This window comes from Pseudomonas sp. WS 5410 (genome assembly GCF_012985645.1).
Lineage (GTDB): Bacteria > Pseudomonadota > Gammaproteobacteria > Pseudomonadales > Pseudomonadaceae > Aquipseudomonas > Aquipseudomonas shahriarae.
In genome coordinates, this window is the sequence record NZ_JAAQWS010000013.1 from 22,270 (window position 1) to 36,923 (window position 14,654).

At 61.4% G+C, this 14,654-nt stretch carries 18 protein-coding genes; 9 read left to right on the forward strand and 9 right to left on the reverse strand.

Annotation, left to right across the window (positions count from 1 at the left end):
- Positions 1 to 78 precede the first annotated feature (78 nt).
- Positions 79 to 1,533: a TrkH family potassium uptake protein gene (locus HBO24_RS18770; protein ID WP_057439979.1), complete on the forward strand. Its 1,455-nt coding sequence runs from the start codon at positions 79 to 81 to the stop codon at positions 1,531 to 1,533.
- Here HBO24_RS18770 and HBO24_RS18775 read toward each other — a convergent pair.
- Positions 1,490 to 2,551, reverse strand: coding sequence for an AraC family transcriptional regulator (locus HBO24_RS18775; protein WP_115128811.1), 1,062 nt, complete (start codon positions 2,549 to 2,551; stop codon positions 1,490 to 1,492). The two genes, HBO24_RS18770 and HBO24_RS18775, sit on opposite strands and share 44 nt — an antisense overlap.
- A 172-nt stretch (positions 2,552 to 2,723) precedes the next feature.
- Between HBO24_RS18775 and HBO24_RS18780 the strand changes: the two genes are divergently transcribed.
- The 5 genes from HBO24_RS18780 to HBO24_RS18795 all read left to right on the forward strand — a co-directional run bounded on the left by HBO24_RS18780 (position 2,724) and on the right by HBO24_RS18795 (position 5,657).
- Entirely contained in the window at positions 2,724 to 3,035 is a 312-nt protein-coding gene (locus HBO24_RS18780) for a DUF962 domain-containing protein (protein WP_057439981.1), read from the forward strand.
- Positions 3,036 to 3,062: 27 nt separating this feature from the next.
- Positions 3,063 to 3,653 carry a hypothetical protein gene (locus HBO24_RS18785; protein WP_057960497.1) on the forward strand — a complete coding sequence of 197 codons (591 nt, stop codon included), beginning with the start codon at positions 3,063 to 3,065 and terminating at the stop codon, positions 3,651 to 3,653.
- Between the two features lie 151 nt (positions 3,654 to 3,804).
- On the forward strand, positions 3,805 to 3,933 hold the full coding sequence (locus tag HBO24_RS29630; RefSeq protein WP_258558642.1) for a hypothetical protein: 129 nt from the start codon (positions 3,805 to 3,807) through the stop codon (positions 3,931 to 3,933).
- A 74-nt stretch (positions 3,934 to 4,007) separates the two neighbouring features.
- Complete coding sequence (locus HBO24_RS18790) at positions 4,008 to 4,190, forward strand: hypothetical protein (RefSeq protein WP_115128812.1); 183 nt, start codon at positions 4,008 to 4,010, stop codon at positions 4,188 to 4,190.
- Positions 4,191 to 4,457: 267 nt separating this feature from the next.
- Positions 4,458 to 5,657 carry an MFS transporter gene (locus HBO24_RS18795; RefSeq protein ID WP_057960499.1) on the forward strand — a complete coding sequence of 400 codons (1,200 nt, stop codon included), beginning with the start codon at positions 4,458 to 4,460 and terminating at the stop codon, positions 5,655 to 5,657.
- Here HBO24_RS18795 and arfB read toward each other — a convergent pair.
- From arfB to HBO24_RS18835, 8 genes are all read right to left on the reverse strand, one after another.
- Positions 5,654 to 6,067, reverse strand: coding sequence for an alternative ribosome rescue aminoacyl-tRNA hydrolase ArfB (gene arfB / locus HBO24_RS18800; RefSeq protein ID WP_057439984.1), 414 nt, complete (start codon positions 6,065 to 6,067; stop codon positions 5,654 to 5,656). The two genes, HBO24_RS18795 and arfB, sit on opposite strands and share 4 nt — an antisense overlap.
- Positions 6,068 to 6,124: 57 nt before the next feature.
- On the reverse strand, positions 6,125 to 7,546 hold the full coding sequence (locus HBO24_RS18805; RefSeq protein ID WP_057439985.1) for an amino acid permease: 1,422 nt from the start codon (positions 7,544 to 7,546) through the stop codon (positions 6,125 to 6,127).
- Positions 7,547 to 8,183: 637 nt separating this feature from the next.
- Positions 8,184 to 9,422, reverse strand: coding sequence for a 23S rRNA pseudouridine(2605) synthase RluB (gene rluB / locus HBO24_RS18810; RefSeq protein ID WP_057960500.1), 1,239 nt, complete (start codon positions 9,420 to 9,422; stop codon positions 8,184 to 8,186).
- A 143-nt stretch (positions 9,423 to 9,565) separates the two neighbouring features.
- Positions 9,566 to 9,757, reverse strand: coding sequence for a DUF1289 domain-containing protein (locus HBO24_RS18815; protein WP_057439987.1), 192 nt, complete (start codon positions 9,755 to 9,757; stop codon positions 9,566 to 9,568).
- A gap of 130 nt (positions 9,758 to 9,887) precedes the next feature.
- Entirely contained in the window at positions 9,888 to 10,814 is a 927-nt protein-coding gene (gene scpB / locus HBO24_RS18820; RefSeq protein ID WP_115128814.1) for an SMC-Scp complex subunit ScpB, read from the reverse strand.
- A 12-nt stretch (positions 10,815 to 10,826) separates the two neighbouring features.
- Positions 10,827 to 11,525, reverse strand: coding sequence for a ScpA family protein (locus HBO24_RS18825; RefSeq protein WP_169851199.1), 699 nt, complete (start codon positions 11,523 to 11,525; stop codon positions 10,827 to 10,829).
- A gap of 120 nt (positions 11,526 to 11,645) precedes the next feature.
- Positions 11,646 to 12,275 carry an L-threonylcarbamoyladenylate synthase gene (locus tag HBO24_RS18830; RefSeq protein WP_057439989.1) on the reverse strand — a complete coding sequence of 210 codons (630 nt, stop codon included), beginning with the start codon at positions 12,273 to 12,275 and terminating at the stop codon, positions 11,646 to 11,648.
- 13 nt (positions 12,276 to 12,288) lie between these two features.
- The gene (locus tag HBO24_RS18835; RefSeq protein WP_057960503.1) at positions 12,289 to 13,152 is read right to left on the reverse strand and encodes a PHP domain-containing protein; all 864 of its coding nucleotides are present in this window, start codon (positions 13,150 to 13,152) and stop codon (positions 12,289 to 12,291) included.
- Positions 13,153 to 13,239: 87 nt separating this feature from the next.
- Here HBO24_RS18835 and HBO24_RS18840 point away from each other — a divergent pair, with 87 nt between their 5' ends.
- The 3 genes from HBO24_RS18840 to HBO24_RS18850 all read left to right on the forward strand — a co-directional run bounded on the left by HBO24_RS18840 (position 13,240) and on the right by HBO24_RS18850 (position 14,651).
- Positions 13,240 to 13,836, forward strand: coding sequence for a septation protein A (locus tag HBO24_RS18840; RefSeq protein ID WP_170060097.1), 597 nt, complete (start codon positions 13,240 to 13,242; stop codon positions 13,834 to 13,836).
- 1 nt (position 13,837) lies between these two features.
- A complete protein-coding gene (locus HBO24_RS18845; RefSeq protein WP_057439992.1) occupies positions 13,838 to 14,137 on the forward strand; it encodes a YciI family protein in 300 nt (99 codons plus the stop codon).
- A gap of 106 nt (positions 14,138 to 14,243) precedes the next feature.
- Positions 14,244 to 14,651, forward strand: coding sequence for a translation initiation factor 2 (locus tag HBO24_RS18850; RefSeq protein ID WP_170060098.1), 408 nt, complete (start codon positions 14,244 to 14,246; stop codon positions 14,649 to 14,651).
- Positions 14,652 to 14,654 lie beyond the last annotated feature (3 nt).

Genomic DNA, 14,654 nt, shown 5'->3' on the forward strand with positions numbered 1-14,654 from the left:
CCCCCTTTGCAGCCCCCGGTTTACAAGCCCTGCACCGTAGGTAGAATGGCGCCTCCGACTGTTACCCGAGCGCTATTCATGGCAATGCCGACCCTGCGGATCATTGGTTTCATCATCGGCATCTTCCTGATTACCCTCGCGGTCGCCATGGTCGTGCCCATGGCCACCTTGATGTTTTTCGAGCGCACCAGCGACCTGCCGTCCTTTCTCTGGGCCAGCATGATCACTTTTATCGCCGGCCTGGCTCTGGTGATTCCCGGGCGTCCGGAGCAGGTGCAACTGCGCCCCCGGGACATGTACCTGCTGACGGTCAGCAGTTGGGTGGTGGTGTGCATCTTTGCCGCGCTGCCGTTTTTGCTGACCCAACACATCAGCTATACCGACTCATTTTTTGAAAGCATGTCCGGCATTACCGCCACCGGCGCCACCGTGCTCAGCGGCCTGGATACCATGTCACCGGGCATCCTGATGTGGCGCTCGATGCTGCACTGGCTCGGCGGCATCGGCTTTATCGGCATGGCGGTGGCGATCCTGCCGCTGCTGCGCATCGGGGGCATGCGCCTGTTCCAGACCGAATCCTCGGACCGCTCCGAAAAGGTCATGCCGCGCTCCCATATGGTGGCGCGCCTGATTGTGGCGGCCTATGTGGGGATTACCATCCTCGGCAGCCTCGGGTTCTGGTGGGCCGGCATGGGCTTGTTCGACGCGATCAACCACGCGATGTCGGCCATTTCCACCGGTGGGTTCTCCACCTCCGATGAGTCCCTGGCCCACTGGAAACAGCCGGCGGTGCATTGGGTGGCGATCGTGGTGATGATCATGGGCAGCCTGCCGTTTGCCCTGTATGTCGCGACATTGCGTGGCAACCGCAAGGCGCTGATCAAGGACCAGCAAGTACAAGGTTTGCTGGCGATGCTGCTGGTGACCTGGGTGGTGCTCGGCACCTGGTACTGGTGGACCACCAACCTGCACTGGCTGGATGCACTGCGCCATGTCGCGCTGAACGTCACGTCCGTGGTGACCACCACCGGCTTTGCCCTGGGCGACTACAGCCTGTGGGGTAATTTCTCCCTGATGCTGTTCTTCTACCTGGGCTTTGTCGGCGGTTGCTCGGGCTCCACCGCCGGCGGGATCAAGATCTTCCGCTTCCAGGTCGCCTATATCTTGCTCAAGGCCAACTTGAACCAGTTGATTCACCCAAGGGCGGTGATCAAGCAGAAATACAACGGCCATCGCCTCGACGAAGAAATCGTGCGCTCGATCCTGACGTTCTCGTTCTTCTTCGCCATCACCATCTGCATGATTGCCCTGGCCCTGTCGCTGCTGGGCGTGGACTGGATGACCGCCTTGACCGGCGCCGCCAGTACCGTCTCCGGTGTAGGTCCGGGGCTGGGCGAAACCATTGGCCCGGCTGGCAATTTCGCGACCCTGCCGGACGCCGCCAAGTGGATCCTGTCCCTGGGCATGCTGCTGGGCCGGCTGGAGATCATTACGGTGTTTGTGCTGTGCATTCCGGCGTTCTGGCGCCACTGACACTCACCGACGTTTCCTGCAGCCGCGCCCGGTATTCGCCGGGCGTGGCATCGAACCAGCGGCGAAACGCGCGGAAGAAGTTACTCGGGTCGGCAAACCCCAGCAGGTAGGCGATTTCCAGCAGGGTCATGCTCGGCTGCGCCAGGTACTGCTCGGCCAGCTCGCGGCGGGTGTCGTCGAGCAAAGCCTGGAAGCTGGTGCCCTCCTCCTGCAAGCGCCGCTGCAAGGTGCGCTGGGACAAGTGCAACGTCTGCGCCACCACCTCACGCTTGGGCTCGCCCTGGGGCAACAGCCGGCACAGCACCTGGCGGGCCTTGTGGGTCACCCGGCTCTCGGAAAACCGCGCCAGGTACTCCCCGGCAAACCGATCGTGCAGCAGCGCCATCGCCTCATTGGCGGTAGGCAACGGCGCTTCCATGTCCGCCCGCTCGAAGATCAGCGCGTCATACGGCGCGTTGAACACCAGCGGTGCATGAAAGGCCTGCTTGTAAGGCTCCAGGTCCACCGGCTGATCGCCCTGCACCAGCACCTTGCGCGGCTGCAAGGTGCGCCCGGTCAGCCATCCACATAACGCCAGGGCACAGGCCAGCGAAGCCTCGGCGCTTTGCCGGGTGGGTGGCAGATGGTCGCCGTGGACCGTGAGGATCAGCGCATAGCCTTCGGGTAACAGGCGGAAACTCAGGTCGGCACTTTCGGCAATGATCCGCTGGTAACGCACCAGCCGGGCAAAGCCCTCAGCCAGGGTGCTGCTGGACATCAAGGCATAACCCGCCACATGGAAGGACGCCGGACGCACCACCTTGCCCATATTCAAGCCAATGGCCGGATTGCCCGACAGCTCAACCGCGCGCTGCCAGAGCCGGGTCATGGAGTCCTGGGGGAAACGCGCATCGGGGTCATCCAGGGCGCGATAATCCAGGCCCAGTTGTTGGAACAGGGCACGGCAATCCAGGCCATCGAGCTCCAGCGCCTTGACTATCCCCATCGCCCAACTTGCAGAAGTGGTTCGTTCGTTCATGGCGTTTTCTTGCGCGCGTTCTATGAAGGGACGGCTGAAACCGCAGCCCGGAACCCAAGGATACTAAAGTGGCGTCTATTGTCACTGGCCCTTGCCTGTGATGACTCTAGACTCAAATAAGCTCCCCGCCGAACATCCGTCGGGCACAACAACAAACAGAGGGCCGGCCAACGTGGAAAATGTCAGACAATTCAATAGCTTCGCCGAGTTCTATCCGTATTACCTGAGCGAACACGGCAACAGCACCTGCCGGCGCCTGCATTTTATCGGCACCAGCCTGGTGATTTTTATTCTCGCCTTCGCCGTCGGCAAAGGTGCCTGGTGGCTGCTGTGGGTGTTGCCGGTGGCCGGCTACAGCTTTGCCTGGATCGGCCACTTCTTCTTTGAAAAGAACCGCCCGGCCACGTTCCAGCATCCGTTCTACAGCCTGCTGGGTGATTTCGTGATGTACCGCGACATGATTCTGGGCAAGGTACCGTTCTAAACCCGCAAAACAATAAGAGACATGTCGATGAGCCAACAGGCCCGCTTTACCCATATGCAGGACGGCACCCAGGAAGACTGGGCAATCATCGCTGCCGACTTCAGTGCCTACGCCCGCCAACTGCCCGGACGGATCCTCGCGCACCTGCGCCTGCTGGAAGGTGACTTCGGCGGTTTCCCGGTGGACCGCCTGACCCATTCCCTGCAAACCGCCAGCCGCGCCTGGCACGATGGCCGCGACGAAGAATATGTGGTCTGCGCGCTGCTCCATGACATCGGCGACACCCTGGGTTCCTACAATCACCCGGACATTGCCGCCGCCATCCTCAAGCCGTTCGTCAGCCCGCAGAACCTGTGGATGGTGGAAAAGCACGGGATTTTCCAGGGTTACTATTTCTTTCATCATCTGGGTATGGATCGCCACCTGCGCGAGCAATTTGGCGAACACCCGCAGTACGAGCAAACCATCGAGTTCTGCGCACTGTATGACGCGGCGGCGTTCGACCCCGCCTATGCCACCCTACCCCTGAGTTTTTTCGAACCGATGCTGGCGCGGGTCTTTGCCCAGCCAAAAAACTCGCTCTACAAAGCTGCCATGGAACGCCAGGCCAGCCTGTGACCTCTTGTCACTTGCGCCGGGTAGATGAAGGTTTGCGCATTTGGCGAGATAAAAGTCTTTTTGTCATTTGCAGTGCTGTATCCTGCCCAGGCTTTGTGAAAAGCGTGGCACATCTGCAATTGCACAACAGACCTTGCGAGGAGCGACGACGATGCACGAGATTCCCAATCTCCCCTTCCCAAGCCTGCACGAGACTGAGCAGCCAACCCCGCAACAGGCCGGCAGTGACAAACAAGCGCCGGCACAGGCAACACCGGTCGACAGCGATAGCGACGACTGACCGCAGCACCCAGACCGTGTGGAAAGCGTGACATTGCGCGCTTTCCACACCGCCTGAATCAAGAGACACGCCACATGCCCGATACCCCCCACAATTCCCCCGATGAAGCGTTACTCGGCGCCGCCCTGCAAATGGTCGACGTCTGGAGCCGCCTCAGCCCGGAAAAACAGGCGCTGCTGCTCAAGCGCTTTGGCACCCAGGAAAACGCCCTGGCCGCGCTGGTGACCACGCGCATGCTCGACCCCGAAACCCCCTGATTTTTATCCTGTGGCGAGAGGGGCTTGCCCCCGTTGGGCTGTGCAGCCGCCCCCCTGTCAGGTAAACCGAGGTGGCAGGTTTTGGGGCGGCTGCGCCACCCGACGGGGCAAGCCCCCTCGCCACAGCAAGCCCCCTAAACACCACAAGCCCTCTGGTCACAGTAAGCCCCTCTGCCACAGTTGCCGTGGTGAATGATTTTCTGGCAGCGTAAAGCACCGGTATCATAAGCAACCTATCTTTTCCTGCCGCGACAGTGGATCTTTCCCATGCCAGATACCCAGCGCCCCATGGCGGTCACGCTGCAAGTCGTTTCCATCGTGCTGTTCACCTTTATCGGCTACCTGAATATCGGCATCCCCCTGGCCGTATTGCCGGGCTATGTCCACAGCGACCTGGGCTTTGGCGCCGTGATCGCGGGCCTGGTGATCAGCGTGCAGTACCTGGCCACCCTACTGAGCCGGCCCTACGCCGGGCGCATCATCGACAACCGCGGCAGCAAGCGCGCGGTGATGTACGGCCTGGCCGGTTGCGGCTTGAGCGGGGTGTTCATGCTGGCATCCGCCGCCCTGACCCACCTGCCGGCCCTGAGCCTGGCCAGCCTGTTGATTGGCCGGCTGGTGCTGGGCAGTGCCGAAAGCCTGGTGGGTTCCGGCTCCATTGGCTGGGGCATCGGCCGGGTCGGCGCGGTGAATACCGCCAAGGTCATCTCCTGGAACGGCATTGCCAGCTATGGCGCCCTGGCGATTGGCGCCCCGCTGGGGGTGCTGCTGGTCAGTCGGTTCGGGCTGTGGAGCATGGGTGCAAGCATTATTGCCCTGGCGGTGCTGGGCCTGTTGCTGGCCTGGCCGAAAGTCGCGGCGCCCATTGTGGTCGGCGAGCGCTTGCCCTTTATGCATGTGCTCGGCCGCGTGCTGCCCCACGGCTGCGGGCTGGCCCTGGGTTCCATCGGTTTTGGCACCATCGCCACGTTTATCACCCTGTATTACGCGACCCGCAACTGGGATAACGCAGTGCTGTGCCTGAGCCTGTTCGGCGCCAGCTTTATCGGGGCGCGGTTGCTGTTCGGCAACCTGATCAACCGTATCGGCGGGTTTCGCGTGGCGATTGCCTGCCTGTCGGTGGAAACCCTCGGCCTGCTGCTGTTATGGCTGGCCCCGAGCGCCGAGCTGGCCCTGGCGGGCGCGGCCTTGAGCGGTTTCGGGTTTTCCCTGGTGTTCCCCGCGCTGGGGGTTGAAGCGGTCAACCTGGTACCCGCCTCCAGCCGTGGCGCGGCGGTAGGGGCCTATTCGTTGTTTATCGACTTGTCATTGGGTATCACCGGGCCGCTGGCCGGGGCGATTGCGGCGGGTTTCGGCTTTGCCTCGATCTTTTTGTTTGCCGCGCTGGCGGCCTTCGCCGGGCTGCTGCTGAGCCTGTACCTGTATCGCCAGGCCCCCAAATACCGCGACGAACGTAACGCCGGCTAGAAATCCACCTTGCCGCGCCCGGCCTTGATGCTGCCGCGCTTGGTCTTGGATTCCAGGCGACGCTTTTTCGAGCCCAGGGTGGGCTTGGTCGGGCGGCGTTTTTTTTCGACCTTGGTCGCGCTGAGGATCAACTCCACCAGACGCTCCAGGGCATCGGCGCGGTTCTGTTCCTGGGTCCGGTATTGCTGGGCCTTGAGGATCAACACGCCGTCGCTGGTAATCCGACTGTCACGCAGTGCCAGCAAGCGTTCCTTGTAGAACGGCGGCAGCGACGAAGCGCCGATATCGAAGCGCAAATGCACGGCGCTGGATACCTTGTTGACGTTCTGCCCGCCAGCGCCCTGGGCGCGGATGGCCGTCAACTCGATTTCGGCATCGGGCAGGTGCACGTTACTGGAGATCACCAACATCGAAAGCGGGTCCGTGAGCGAGGGTAGAGGCCGGGTTGCCGGCCCCTACGCGGTGGGCTAGGGGTTCAGCGAGGATACAGCACTCACGTCAGCCTGAGCCTTGCGCTTGTTCTTGAGCACATAGCACACCCACATAAAGGCCAGCCAGACAGGAATCGCATACACCGAGACCTGAATCCCCGGAATCAACAACATGACCCCCAGGATAAACACCACAAACGCCAGGCACACGTAGTTGCCATAGGGGTACCACAGCGCCTTGAACAGCGGCACCTGACCGGTGCGGTTCATGTGCTGGCGGAACTTGAAGTGCGAGAAGCTGATCATCGCCCAGTTGATCACCAACGTGGCCACCACCAGGGACATCAGCAATTCCAGGGCATGTTGCGGGATCCAGTAGTTCATCAACACCGCCACCAGGGTGACGGCCGCCGAGGCCAGGATCGAACGCACCGGCACGCCGCGCTTGTCGATCTTCGCCAACGCCGCCGGGGCGTCGCCTTGCTCGGCCATGCCCAGCAGCATGCGGCTGTTGCAGTAGGTGCCGCTGTTGTACACCGACAGCGCCGCCGTCAGCACCACGAAGTTGAGGATATGCGCGGCGGTGTTGCTGCCCAGCATCGAGAACACCTGCACGAACGGGCTGCCGCTATAGGCATCGCCGGAAGCATTCAGGGTCACCAGCAGGCTGTCCCACGGCGTCAGCGACAGCAGCACTACCAGGGCGCCAATGTAGAAAATCAGGATGCGGTAGATCACCTGATTGATCGCCTTGGGGATCACGGTGCGTGGCTGGTCCGCTTCAGCGGCGGTAAAACCGAGCATTTCCAGGCCGCCAAAGGAGAACATGATGATTGCCATGGCCATCACCAGGCCGCCGACACCATGGGGGAAGAACCCGCCGTGTTCCCACAGGTTGGTCACCGACGCCTGGGGCCCGCCGGTGCCGCTGACCAGCAGGTAGCTGCCCAGGGCGATCATGCCGATAATCGCCACCACCTTGATAATCGCAAACCAGAACTCGGCTTCGCCAAACACTTTGACGTTGGCCAGGTTGATCACATTGATCAGCACGAAAAAGGCCGCCGCCGAGACCCAGGTCGGAATCTCCGGCCACCAGTAATGCACATACTTGCCGACCGCCGTCAGCTCCGACATGCCCACCAGGATATAGAGGATCCAGCAGTTCCAGCCCGACAAGAAGCCTGCGAAACCGCCCCAGTACTTGTGGGCAAAATGGCTGAAGGAACCGGCCACTGGCTCTTCGACGATCATTTCGCCCAACTGGCGCATGATCATAAAGGCAATGAAACCGCAGATGGCATAGCCGAGGATCATCGACGGGCCGGCTGACTTCAGCACCCCCGCCGAGCCCAGGAACAGGCCGGTACCGATCGCGCCACCGAGGGCGATCAATTGAATATGACGATTTTTCAGGCCGCGCTTCAGTTCGCCTGAATGCGAGTTGGGTCCACTCATGAAAAGGGTCTCACGCAAGGTTTGATGATGTTCAATACACGATGCTGCTTTGAAACCGACTCAAGCAGCGCCGATCAAACCCCAGCGCAAACACCAGGAGTCCAGCGTCTTTCTAACGGTCATGCGTCACCTGTTTGTTTTTATCTGTGACGAAATCGAACCCGTCCGGCTTATGGCCGGGCGGAGTTAACAAGGCAGCTAGCCTTGAAGGCCTTTTGCGTGGGTACGCAAGGGGGGGTCACAGTAAAACGCGGCGCATTGTACACCGCTCGATCCGCGAGGGAGGGTTGCGGGAGAGATTGTTCGTCAAATGGAAGATTTTCTTTACACAGAAAGTTCATCAAGAGCACGCCCTGCGTAGGCTCGGCCTAATCGTAAAATAATCGTTACATAGCGGAAGCCATTCCTGACACACCACCGACTCCCCCGTGGCGAGCGGGCTTGCCCGCGTTGGACTGCACAGCAGTCTCTTGAAAGAACAACCCAGTCAACCAGGCAGACCGAGACAGCAGAGTGTGGGGCAGCTGCGCAGCCCAACGCGGGCAAGCCCGCTCGCCACACAGCGTGCAAAAAAAAACGCCAACCCGCAGGCTGACGCTTTTTCTTACAGCTTGAAGCTTAAAGCTTGCTGCTGCTCTTAAGGCTTCTTACGCCCAAACCCCGGACGCTGGCCGGAACCTGCCGGTGCGCCACGGCGCTTGCCCGACGGCTCGTCCGCGACCAGTTTGAGCCCTGGGCGCTTTTTCGGCGCGGGCTTGGCTGGACGCTTGGCACCTTCGGCTGGGCGATCAGTCTGCGGAGCACCACGGCCGGTATCGCCACGGTTGCTGCGACCGCCCGTTGGTGCTTCGCCACGACCGGCAGGCCGCGGGGTACGCGGTGCACGCTCGCCATCCTGACGGGCTGGAGCCGATGGACGACGATCGCCCTCGATCTGCGGCTGACGGGAAATACGACCGCCTGTGGCCGGAGCATCCAGCGCCGGGCGCAAGGTGCGCGCAACGCGTTCGGTACGTGCCACCGGGCGCGACGATTTACGCTGCATGCGCTCCAGCTTGTCTTTGCTCTTGGCATTCATCTGCGGCATGGCCACAGGGGTCAGGCCCACTTCAGCACTGAGGATGTCGACTTCGTACTGGCTCATTTCGCGCCAGCGACCCATCGGCAGGTCCGAGTTGAGGAACACCGGGCCGAAACGCACGCGCTTCAGGCGGCTGACCACCAGGCCCTGGGATTCCCACAAGCGACGTACTTCACGGTTACGCCCTTCCATCACCACGCAGTGGTACCAGTGGTTGAAACCTTCGCCACCGGGGGCCTGCTTGATGTCGGTGAACTTGGCCGGGCCGTCTTCCAGCACCACGCCAGCCTTGAGGCGTTCGATCATCTCGTCATCGACTTCACCCCGTACACGTACCGCGTACTCACGGTCCATCTCGTAGGACGGGTGCATCAGGCGGTTGGCCAGTTCACCGTCGGTGGTGAACATCAGCAAGCCGGTGGTGTTGATGTCCAGGCGGCCGATGTTGATCCAACGGCCTTCTTTAGGCTTGGGCATCTTGTCGAACACGGTTGGACGGCCTTCCGGGTCGTCACGGGTGCAAATCTCGCCGTCGGGCTTGTTGTACATGATCACGCGGCGCACCGATTCGGCGGCCTCTTCACGCTTGATGACCTTGCCATCAATGGTGATCGCATCATGCAGATCGACGCGCTGGCCCAGGGTGGCTTCGACGCCATTGACCTTGATGCGCTTCTGGGTGATCCAGGCTTCTACGTCGCGGCGCGAGCCGACGCCGATGCGGGCGAGGACTTTTTGCAGTTTCTCGCCGGCTGGGCCGATTTCCTGGCTGTCGTTCTGGTCTTGGTCTTTCATCTTAAGCACCTCCCGGTGTGTCGATTCAGGCGTGGCCTGAAGGTATTGAAACTGTTGTCTTGGGCGAACGCATCGCCGAAGGGTCGCGAATCATACGCTCATGGCGCGCATTGCGCATCAGAGACTAGTCGATATGGGCCGGCTCATTTGCTTTTCCGCCGACCGGTGGCACCCAGGGCGATCAGCCGCAGCTCGGCTTCGGCCAGCACTGCGCGCTTGTCGACCTTGTCGAGCTTCTTCCAGGCCCGGATCTCACGCTTGCTGCGCCCACAGCCGACGCAGATATCGTCGCTGAACTTGCAGAGGCTGATACAGGGGTCTTTGGTGGAGCTCATATACATTCTCCCTGGTGCAGAAGATCCAATGTGGGAGCGGGCTTGCTCGCGATTGCGGTAGATCAGTCATATATTCAGTGGCTGACACTCCGCAATCGCGAGCAAGCCCGCTCCCACATTTGCTTCTGGGTCAGTCTTCGAATTCGCGGCGTTCGTTTTCGATGGCTTCGGCCAGTGCCCGGGCTTCGGCTTCTTCTTCGCTCAACTCGGGCTGTTCCAGGGCAGCGACGGCGGCCAGCAGTTTTTCGCGGGCCGCAGCCACGCCGAGGACATCCTCCTCGGGGGCCGCTTCCACGTTTACCTCAAGTTCAGGCTCAGGCTCAGACTCAGGCGCCACCGCCCCATCACGCAGCAAGTCATCAAAGTCGGTCTTGATCCCCTGCTCCATATCGTCCAGCTCCAGCAGCAAGGTGTGGAAACTGGTCTCGTCCTTCGGCTCTTCCGGCTCGGCGCTGGCATCAGCCAGCTCCTGCAAGCCGGGCGGCACCGGGGCATCGTCGAAATCGAGCACCGGTTCGGCCTCGATCTCGCGCAGCTCGGCCAAGGGCGGCAGGTCGTCGAGGTTCTTCAGGTTGAAGTGATCGAGAAACACCTTGGTGGTGGCGAACATCGCGGGTTTGCCGGGTACGTCGCGGTAGCCGACGATACGGATCCACTCGCGCTCCAGCAGCGTCTTGACGATATGGCTGTTGACTGCCACGCCGCGCACGTCTTCGATCTCGCCACGGGTGATGGGCTGGCGATAGGCAATCAGCGCCATGGTTTCCAGCATCGCCCGGGAATACCGTTGCGGGCGCTCTTCCCACAGGCGCCCCACCCACGGCGAAAACTTCTCACGGATCTGCAAGCGATAGCCCGAGGCCACTTCGCGCAGTTCAAAAGCACGGCCGTCACAGGATTTACGCAGGATTTCCAGGGCCTTCTTGAACACCGGCGGTTCCGGGCGCTCGGCCTCTTCAAACAGTTCAAACAGGCGTTCCAGCGATTGCGGCTTGCCCGAGGCCAAGAGGAAGGCTTCCAACAGCGGTGCCAGTTCGCGAGGTTCAGTCAGATTCATCAATTCAGCTCGTTATTCGGCTCGCGCCCGCACGTGGATAGCCGCAAAAGGCTCATTCTGCACCAGCTCGACCAAGGATTCCTTGACCAGCTCGAGGATCGCCATAAAGGTCACCACCACGCCCAGGCGCCCTTCTTCGGCGGTAAACAGCTCGACAAACGGCACAAAGCCGCCGCCCTTGAGACGCTCCAGCACATCGCTCATACGCTCGCGGGTGGACAAGGCTTCGCGGCTGACCTGGTGGCTTTCAAACATATCGCCACGGCGCAGCACCTCGGCCATGGACATCAACAGTTCTTCCAGGCTCACATCCGGCAATAATTTGCGCGCCCGGGCTTCCGGGGCATCGAGCTTGGGCACCACCACGTCACGGCCCACGCGGCTCAAGCCATCAATGCCTTCGGCGGCAGCCTTGAAGCGCTCGTATTCCTGCAGGCGGCGGATCAGCTCGGCGCGGGGGTCGTCCTCTTCGGCTTCGATTGTCTCGGAACGCGGCAGCAGCATGCGCGACTTGATCTCCGCCAGCATCGCCGCCATCACCAGGTACTCGGCGGCCAGTTCCAGGCGCACCGACTGCATCAACTCGACATAGCCCATGTACTGGCGGGTAATTTCCGCCACAGGGATATCGAGGATATTGATGTTCTGCTTGCGGATCAGGTACAGCAGCAAGTCCAGCGGACCCTCGAAGGCCTCAAGGAACACTTCCAGGGCATCCGGCGGGATATACAGGTCCAGGGGCATTTCCATGACCGCCTGGCCGTAGACCATGGCAAATGGCAGCTCCTGCTGGGCGCCGGCCTGACTGTCGACGGTTTCCACGGCCGACATTCAGGCCTCGACCAGGAACGGTGCCGGATCGCCACAACCCACACGGATCACCTCCGGCTCGCCGTCGGCCAGGTTGATCACGGTGGACGCCTTGTTGCCGCCATACCCGCCGTCGATGATCAGGTCTACGTGCTTTTCCAGGAGCTGGCGCATTTCATAGGGATCTTCCAGCGGCTCAGTGTCGCCGGGCATGATCAACGACACGCTCATCAGCGGCTCACCCAACTCGGCCAGCAGCGCCAGGGCAATGGGGTGCTCCGGCACCCGCAGGCCAATGGTGCGCTTTTTCGGGTGCAGCAATAGGCGCGGCACCTCGCGGGTGGCATTCAGAATAAAGGTGTACGGCCCCGGCGTATGGGCCTTGAGCAGGCGGAAAGTGCCGGTATCGACTTTGGCGAACAGGCCCAATTGCGACAGGTCGCTGCAGATCAGCGCAAAGTTGTGATTCTTGTCCAGTTCGCGCAGGCGTCTTACGCGCTCCACGGCGTTCTTGTCGCCGATCTGGCAACCGATGGCGTAGGAGGAATCCGTGGGGTAGATCACCACGCCGCCGCCTCGAATGATCTCCACGGCCTGCTTGATCAGCCGCGCTTGCGGGTTTTCCGGGTGAATCTGGAAAAATTGACTCACGTTCTCTACCTGTTCAGACGGTGGCGGTAATGGGGTCATGCTTGAATCGCCCCCACAGGAGCGGCAAGTCTTCCGGGACCGGGCGATATTCGCCGATCTCCGACCAGCCGCCTGGGCCATGGAAATCACTGCCGGCACTGACCAGCAGACCAAATTCACGGGCAAGAATCGCCAGGCTGCCAACCTGTTCGGCGGGTTGATGCCCATTGACCACTTCGATGGCGTGGCCACCCGCTTGAATATAGTCGCCTATCAGCTTGCGACGCTTGCTGCGGGTAAAATCGTAATGCCAGGGGTGCGCCAGGCTGACCCAGGCCCCGGAAGCACGCAACGTGGCAACCGTGTCCTCCAGAGTCGGCCAGTGCAGCTTGACGTCCCCCAGCTTGCCGGCGCCCAGCCATTTGCGGAACGCTTCGGCGCGGTCCTTGACGAACCCTTCACGCACCATCCAGTCGGCAAAATGCGGACGGGCCGGCGCGTTGCCGCTGTCGCCCAGCTCCTGCTGGATCGCTCGGGCGCCCTCCAGCGCGTTGGGCATGCCCTTGAGCGCCAGTTTGCGGCTTATTTCTTCGGACCGCAGCCAGCGGCCATCGTGCAAATTGGCAATGGCCGCCACCAATGGCGGGGCCGTGACGTCAAAACCGTAGCCCAGGACATGAATGGTCGCGCCGCCCCAGGTGCAGGACAATTCGACGCCATTGACCAGATGCATCCCCAGGGCCGTGGCGGCACTACGCGCCTCTTCCAGGCCTTCGAGGGTGTCGTGGTCAGTCAGCGACAGGACTCGCACGCCTTTTTCAAACGCACGCGCAACCAGTACCGCGGGCGCCAGGGCGCCGTCGGAGGCCGTGCTGTGGCAGTGCAAATCAACATTCACGGAAGTGTGTAACCTCAAGTCAGCTGGCGCTTTCGCTACCAAGGATGTTTGTTATTATGCCGCCACATCCAGCTTCTGGCTCTTACTGTGAAACAATTCATCGACTTCATCCCGCTGTTGCTGTTCTTCATCGTTTTCAAAACCGATCCACGGGTCCTTGATATCGGCGGCCATGAGCTGTCGTTCGGCGGCATCTACAGCGCCACGGCGGTGCTGATCCTCAGCTCCCTGGTGGTCTACGGCGCGATCTTCATCTCCCAGCGCAAGCTGGAAAAAAGCCAGTGGCTGACCCTGATCGCCTGCCTGGTCTTTGGCGGCCTGACCCTGGCCTTCCACAGCGAGACCTTCCTGAAATGGAAAGCCCCGGTGGTCAACTGGCTGTTTGCCCTGGCCTTTATCGGTAGCCACTTCATTGGTGATCGCCTGCTGATCAAGCGGATCATGGGCCACGCCCTGAGCCTGCCGGAGCCGATCTGGACCCGCCTGAACATCGCCTGGATCGGGTTTTTCCTGTTCTGTGGCGCGGCCAACCTGTTCGTGGCCTTTACCTTCCAGAGCTACTGGGTCGACTTCAAGGTGTTCGGCAGCCTGGGCATGACCGTGGTGTTCCTGGTTGCCCAGGGTATCTACCTGTCGCGCCATCTGCATGACACCGACCCCACCACGCCAAAAACCGAGGACTGACATGCTCTACGCCATCATCGCCACCGACGTCGCCAACTCCCTGGAAAAACGCCTGTCCGTTCGCCCGGCCCACGTGGAACGCCTCAAGGCGCTACAGGCCGAGGGGCGCTTGGTGATCGCCGGCCCGCACCCGGCGGTCGACAGCAATGATCCGGGGGACGCTGGCTTCACCGGCAGCCTGATCATCGCCGAGTTCGCCTCCCTGGCCGATGCCCAGGCCTGGGCCAAGGCCGACCCGTATGTGGCGGCCGGCGCCTATGCCGATGTCGTGGTCAAACCGTTCAAGCAAGTCCTGCCCTGATCCAGGTGGTGCTGAACCTATTGGGCTCGGCAAACGCCTAATCGCTCATTATTCTCGGTAACCTGCCGACAACGTTCTGAATATTCGTGTGGAATCAGGAGTTCCGATGCGCTTACGTCAGTTGTGTCTGTTGGCAGTGTTAACGATCGGGGCTACGGCCCAGGCTGAAGAAACCTCGAACACCGGCAGTTCCACGCCCCTGTCCTTGAGTGCCGGCAGCCAGATCACCGAGTTGCAGCAACGCTTGAAAGAAAGCGAACGCCTGCGCGAAGAGCTGAGCAAACAATTGCAGACTGCCGATGCTACCCGCGAGAGTGCGCAACTGAGCCGGCTGCGCCAGGACAATCAGCGCCTGGCCCAGCAACTCAAGGAAGCACAAGGTGGCGCCCTGCCACGCTGGCTCACTGACCAGCAGCAGTGGTTTGTGATTGGTGCGGGAGTTGCGCTGGTCGCCCTGCTGTGCGGTATCTTCGCCAGTGGCGGGCATCGGCGCCGTCGACAATGGCTAAATTGAGTG

Excerpts from the sequence above, each read along its gene's own strand:
- HBO24_RS18770 (WP_057439979.1), top strand. The coding sequence starts at position 79 with ATGGCAATGCCGACCCTGCGGATCATTGGTTTCATCATCGGCATCTTC.
- HBO24_RS18775 (WP_115128811.1), bottom strand. The coding sequence starts at position 2,551 with ATGAACGAACGAACCACTTCTGCAAGTTGGGCGATGGGGATAGTCAAG.
- HBO24_RS18785 (WP_057960497.1), top strand. The coding sequence starts at position 3,063 with ATGAGCCAACAGGCCCGCTTTACCCATATGCAGGACGGCACCCAGGAA.
- HBO24_RS29630 (WP_258558642.1), top strand. The coding sequence starts at position 3,805 with ATGCACGAGATTCCCAATCTCCCCTTCCCAAGCCTGCACGAGACTGAG.
- HBO24_RS18790 (WP_115128812.1), top strand. The coding sequence starts at position 4,008 with ATGCCCGATACCCCCCACAATTCCCCCGATGAAGCGTTACTCGGCGCC.
- HBO24_RS18795 (WP_057960499.1), top strand. The coding sequence starts at position 4,458 with ATGCCAGATACCCAGCGCCCCATGGCGGTCACGCTGCAAGTCGTTTCC.
- arfB (WP_057439984.1), bottom strand. The coding sequence starts at position 6,067 with ATGTTGGTGATCTCCAGTAACGTGCACCTGCCCGATGCCGAAATCGAG.
- HBO24_RS18805 (WP_057439985.1), bottom strand. The coding sequence starts at position 7,546 with ATGAGTGGACCCAACTCGCATTCAGGCGAACTGAAGCGCGGCCTGAAA.
- rluB (WP_057960500.1), bottom strand. The coding sequence starts at position 9,422 with ATGAAAGACCAAGACCAGAACGACAGCCAGGAAATCGGCCCAGCCGGC.
- HBO24_RS18815 (WP_057439987.1), bottom strand. The coding sequence starts at position 9,757 with ATGAGCTCCACCAAAGACCCCTGTATCAGCCTCTGCAAGTTCAGCGAC.
- scpB (WP_115128814.1), bottom strand. The coding sequence starts at position 10,814 with ATGAATCTGACTGAACCTCGCGAACTGGCACCGCTGTTGGAAGCCTTC.
- HBO24_RS18845 (WP_057439992.1), top strand. The coding sequence starts at position 13,838 with ATGCTCTACGCCATCATCGCCACCGACGTCGCCAACTCCCTGGAAAAA.
- HBO24_RS18850 (WP_170060098.1), top strand. The coding sequence starts at position 14,244 with ATGCGCTTACGTCAGTTGTGTCTGTTGGCAGTGTTAACGATCGGGGCT.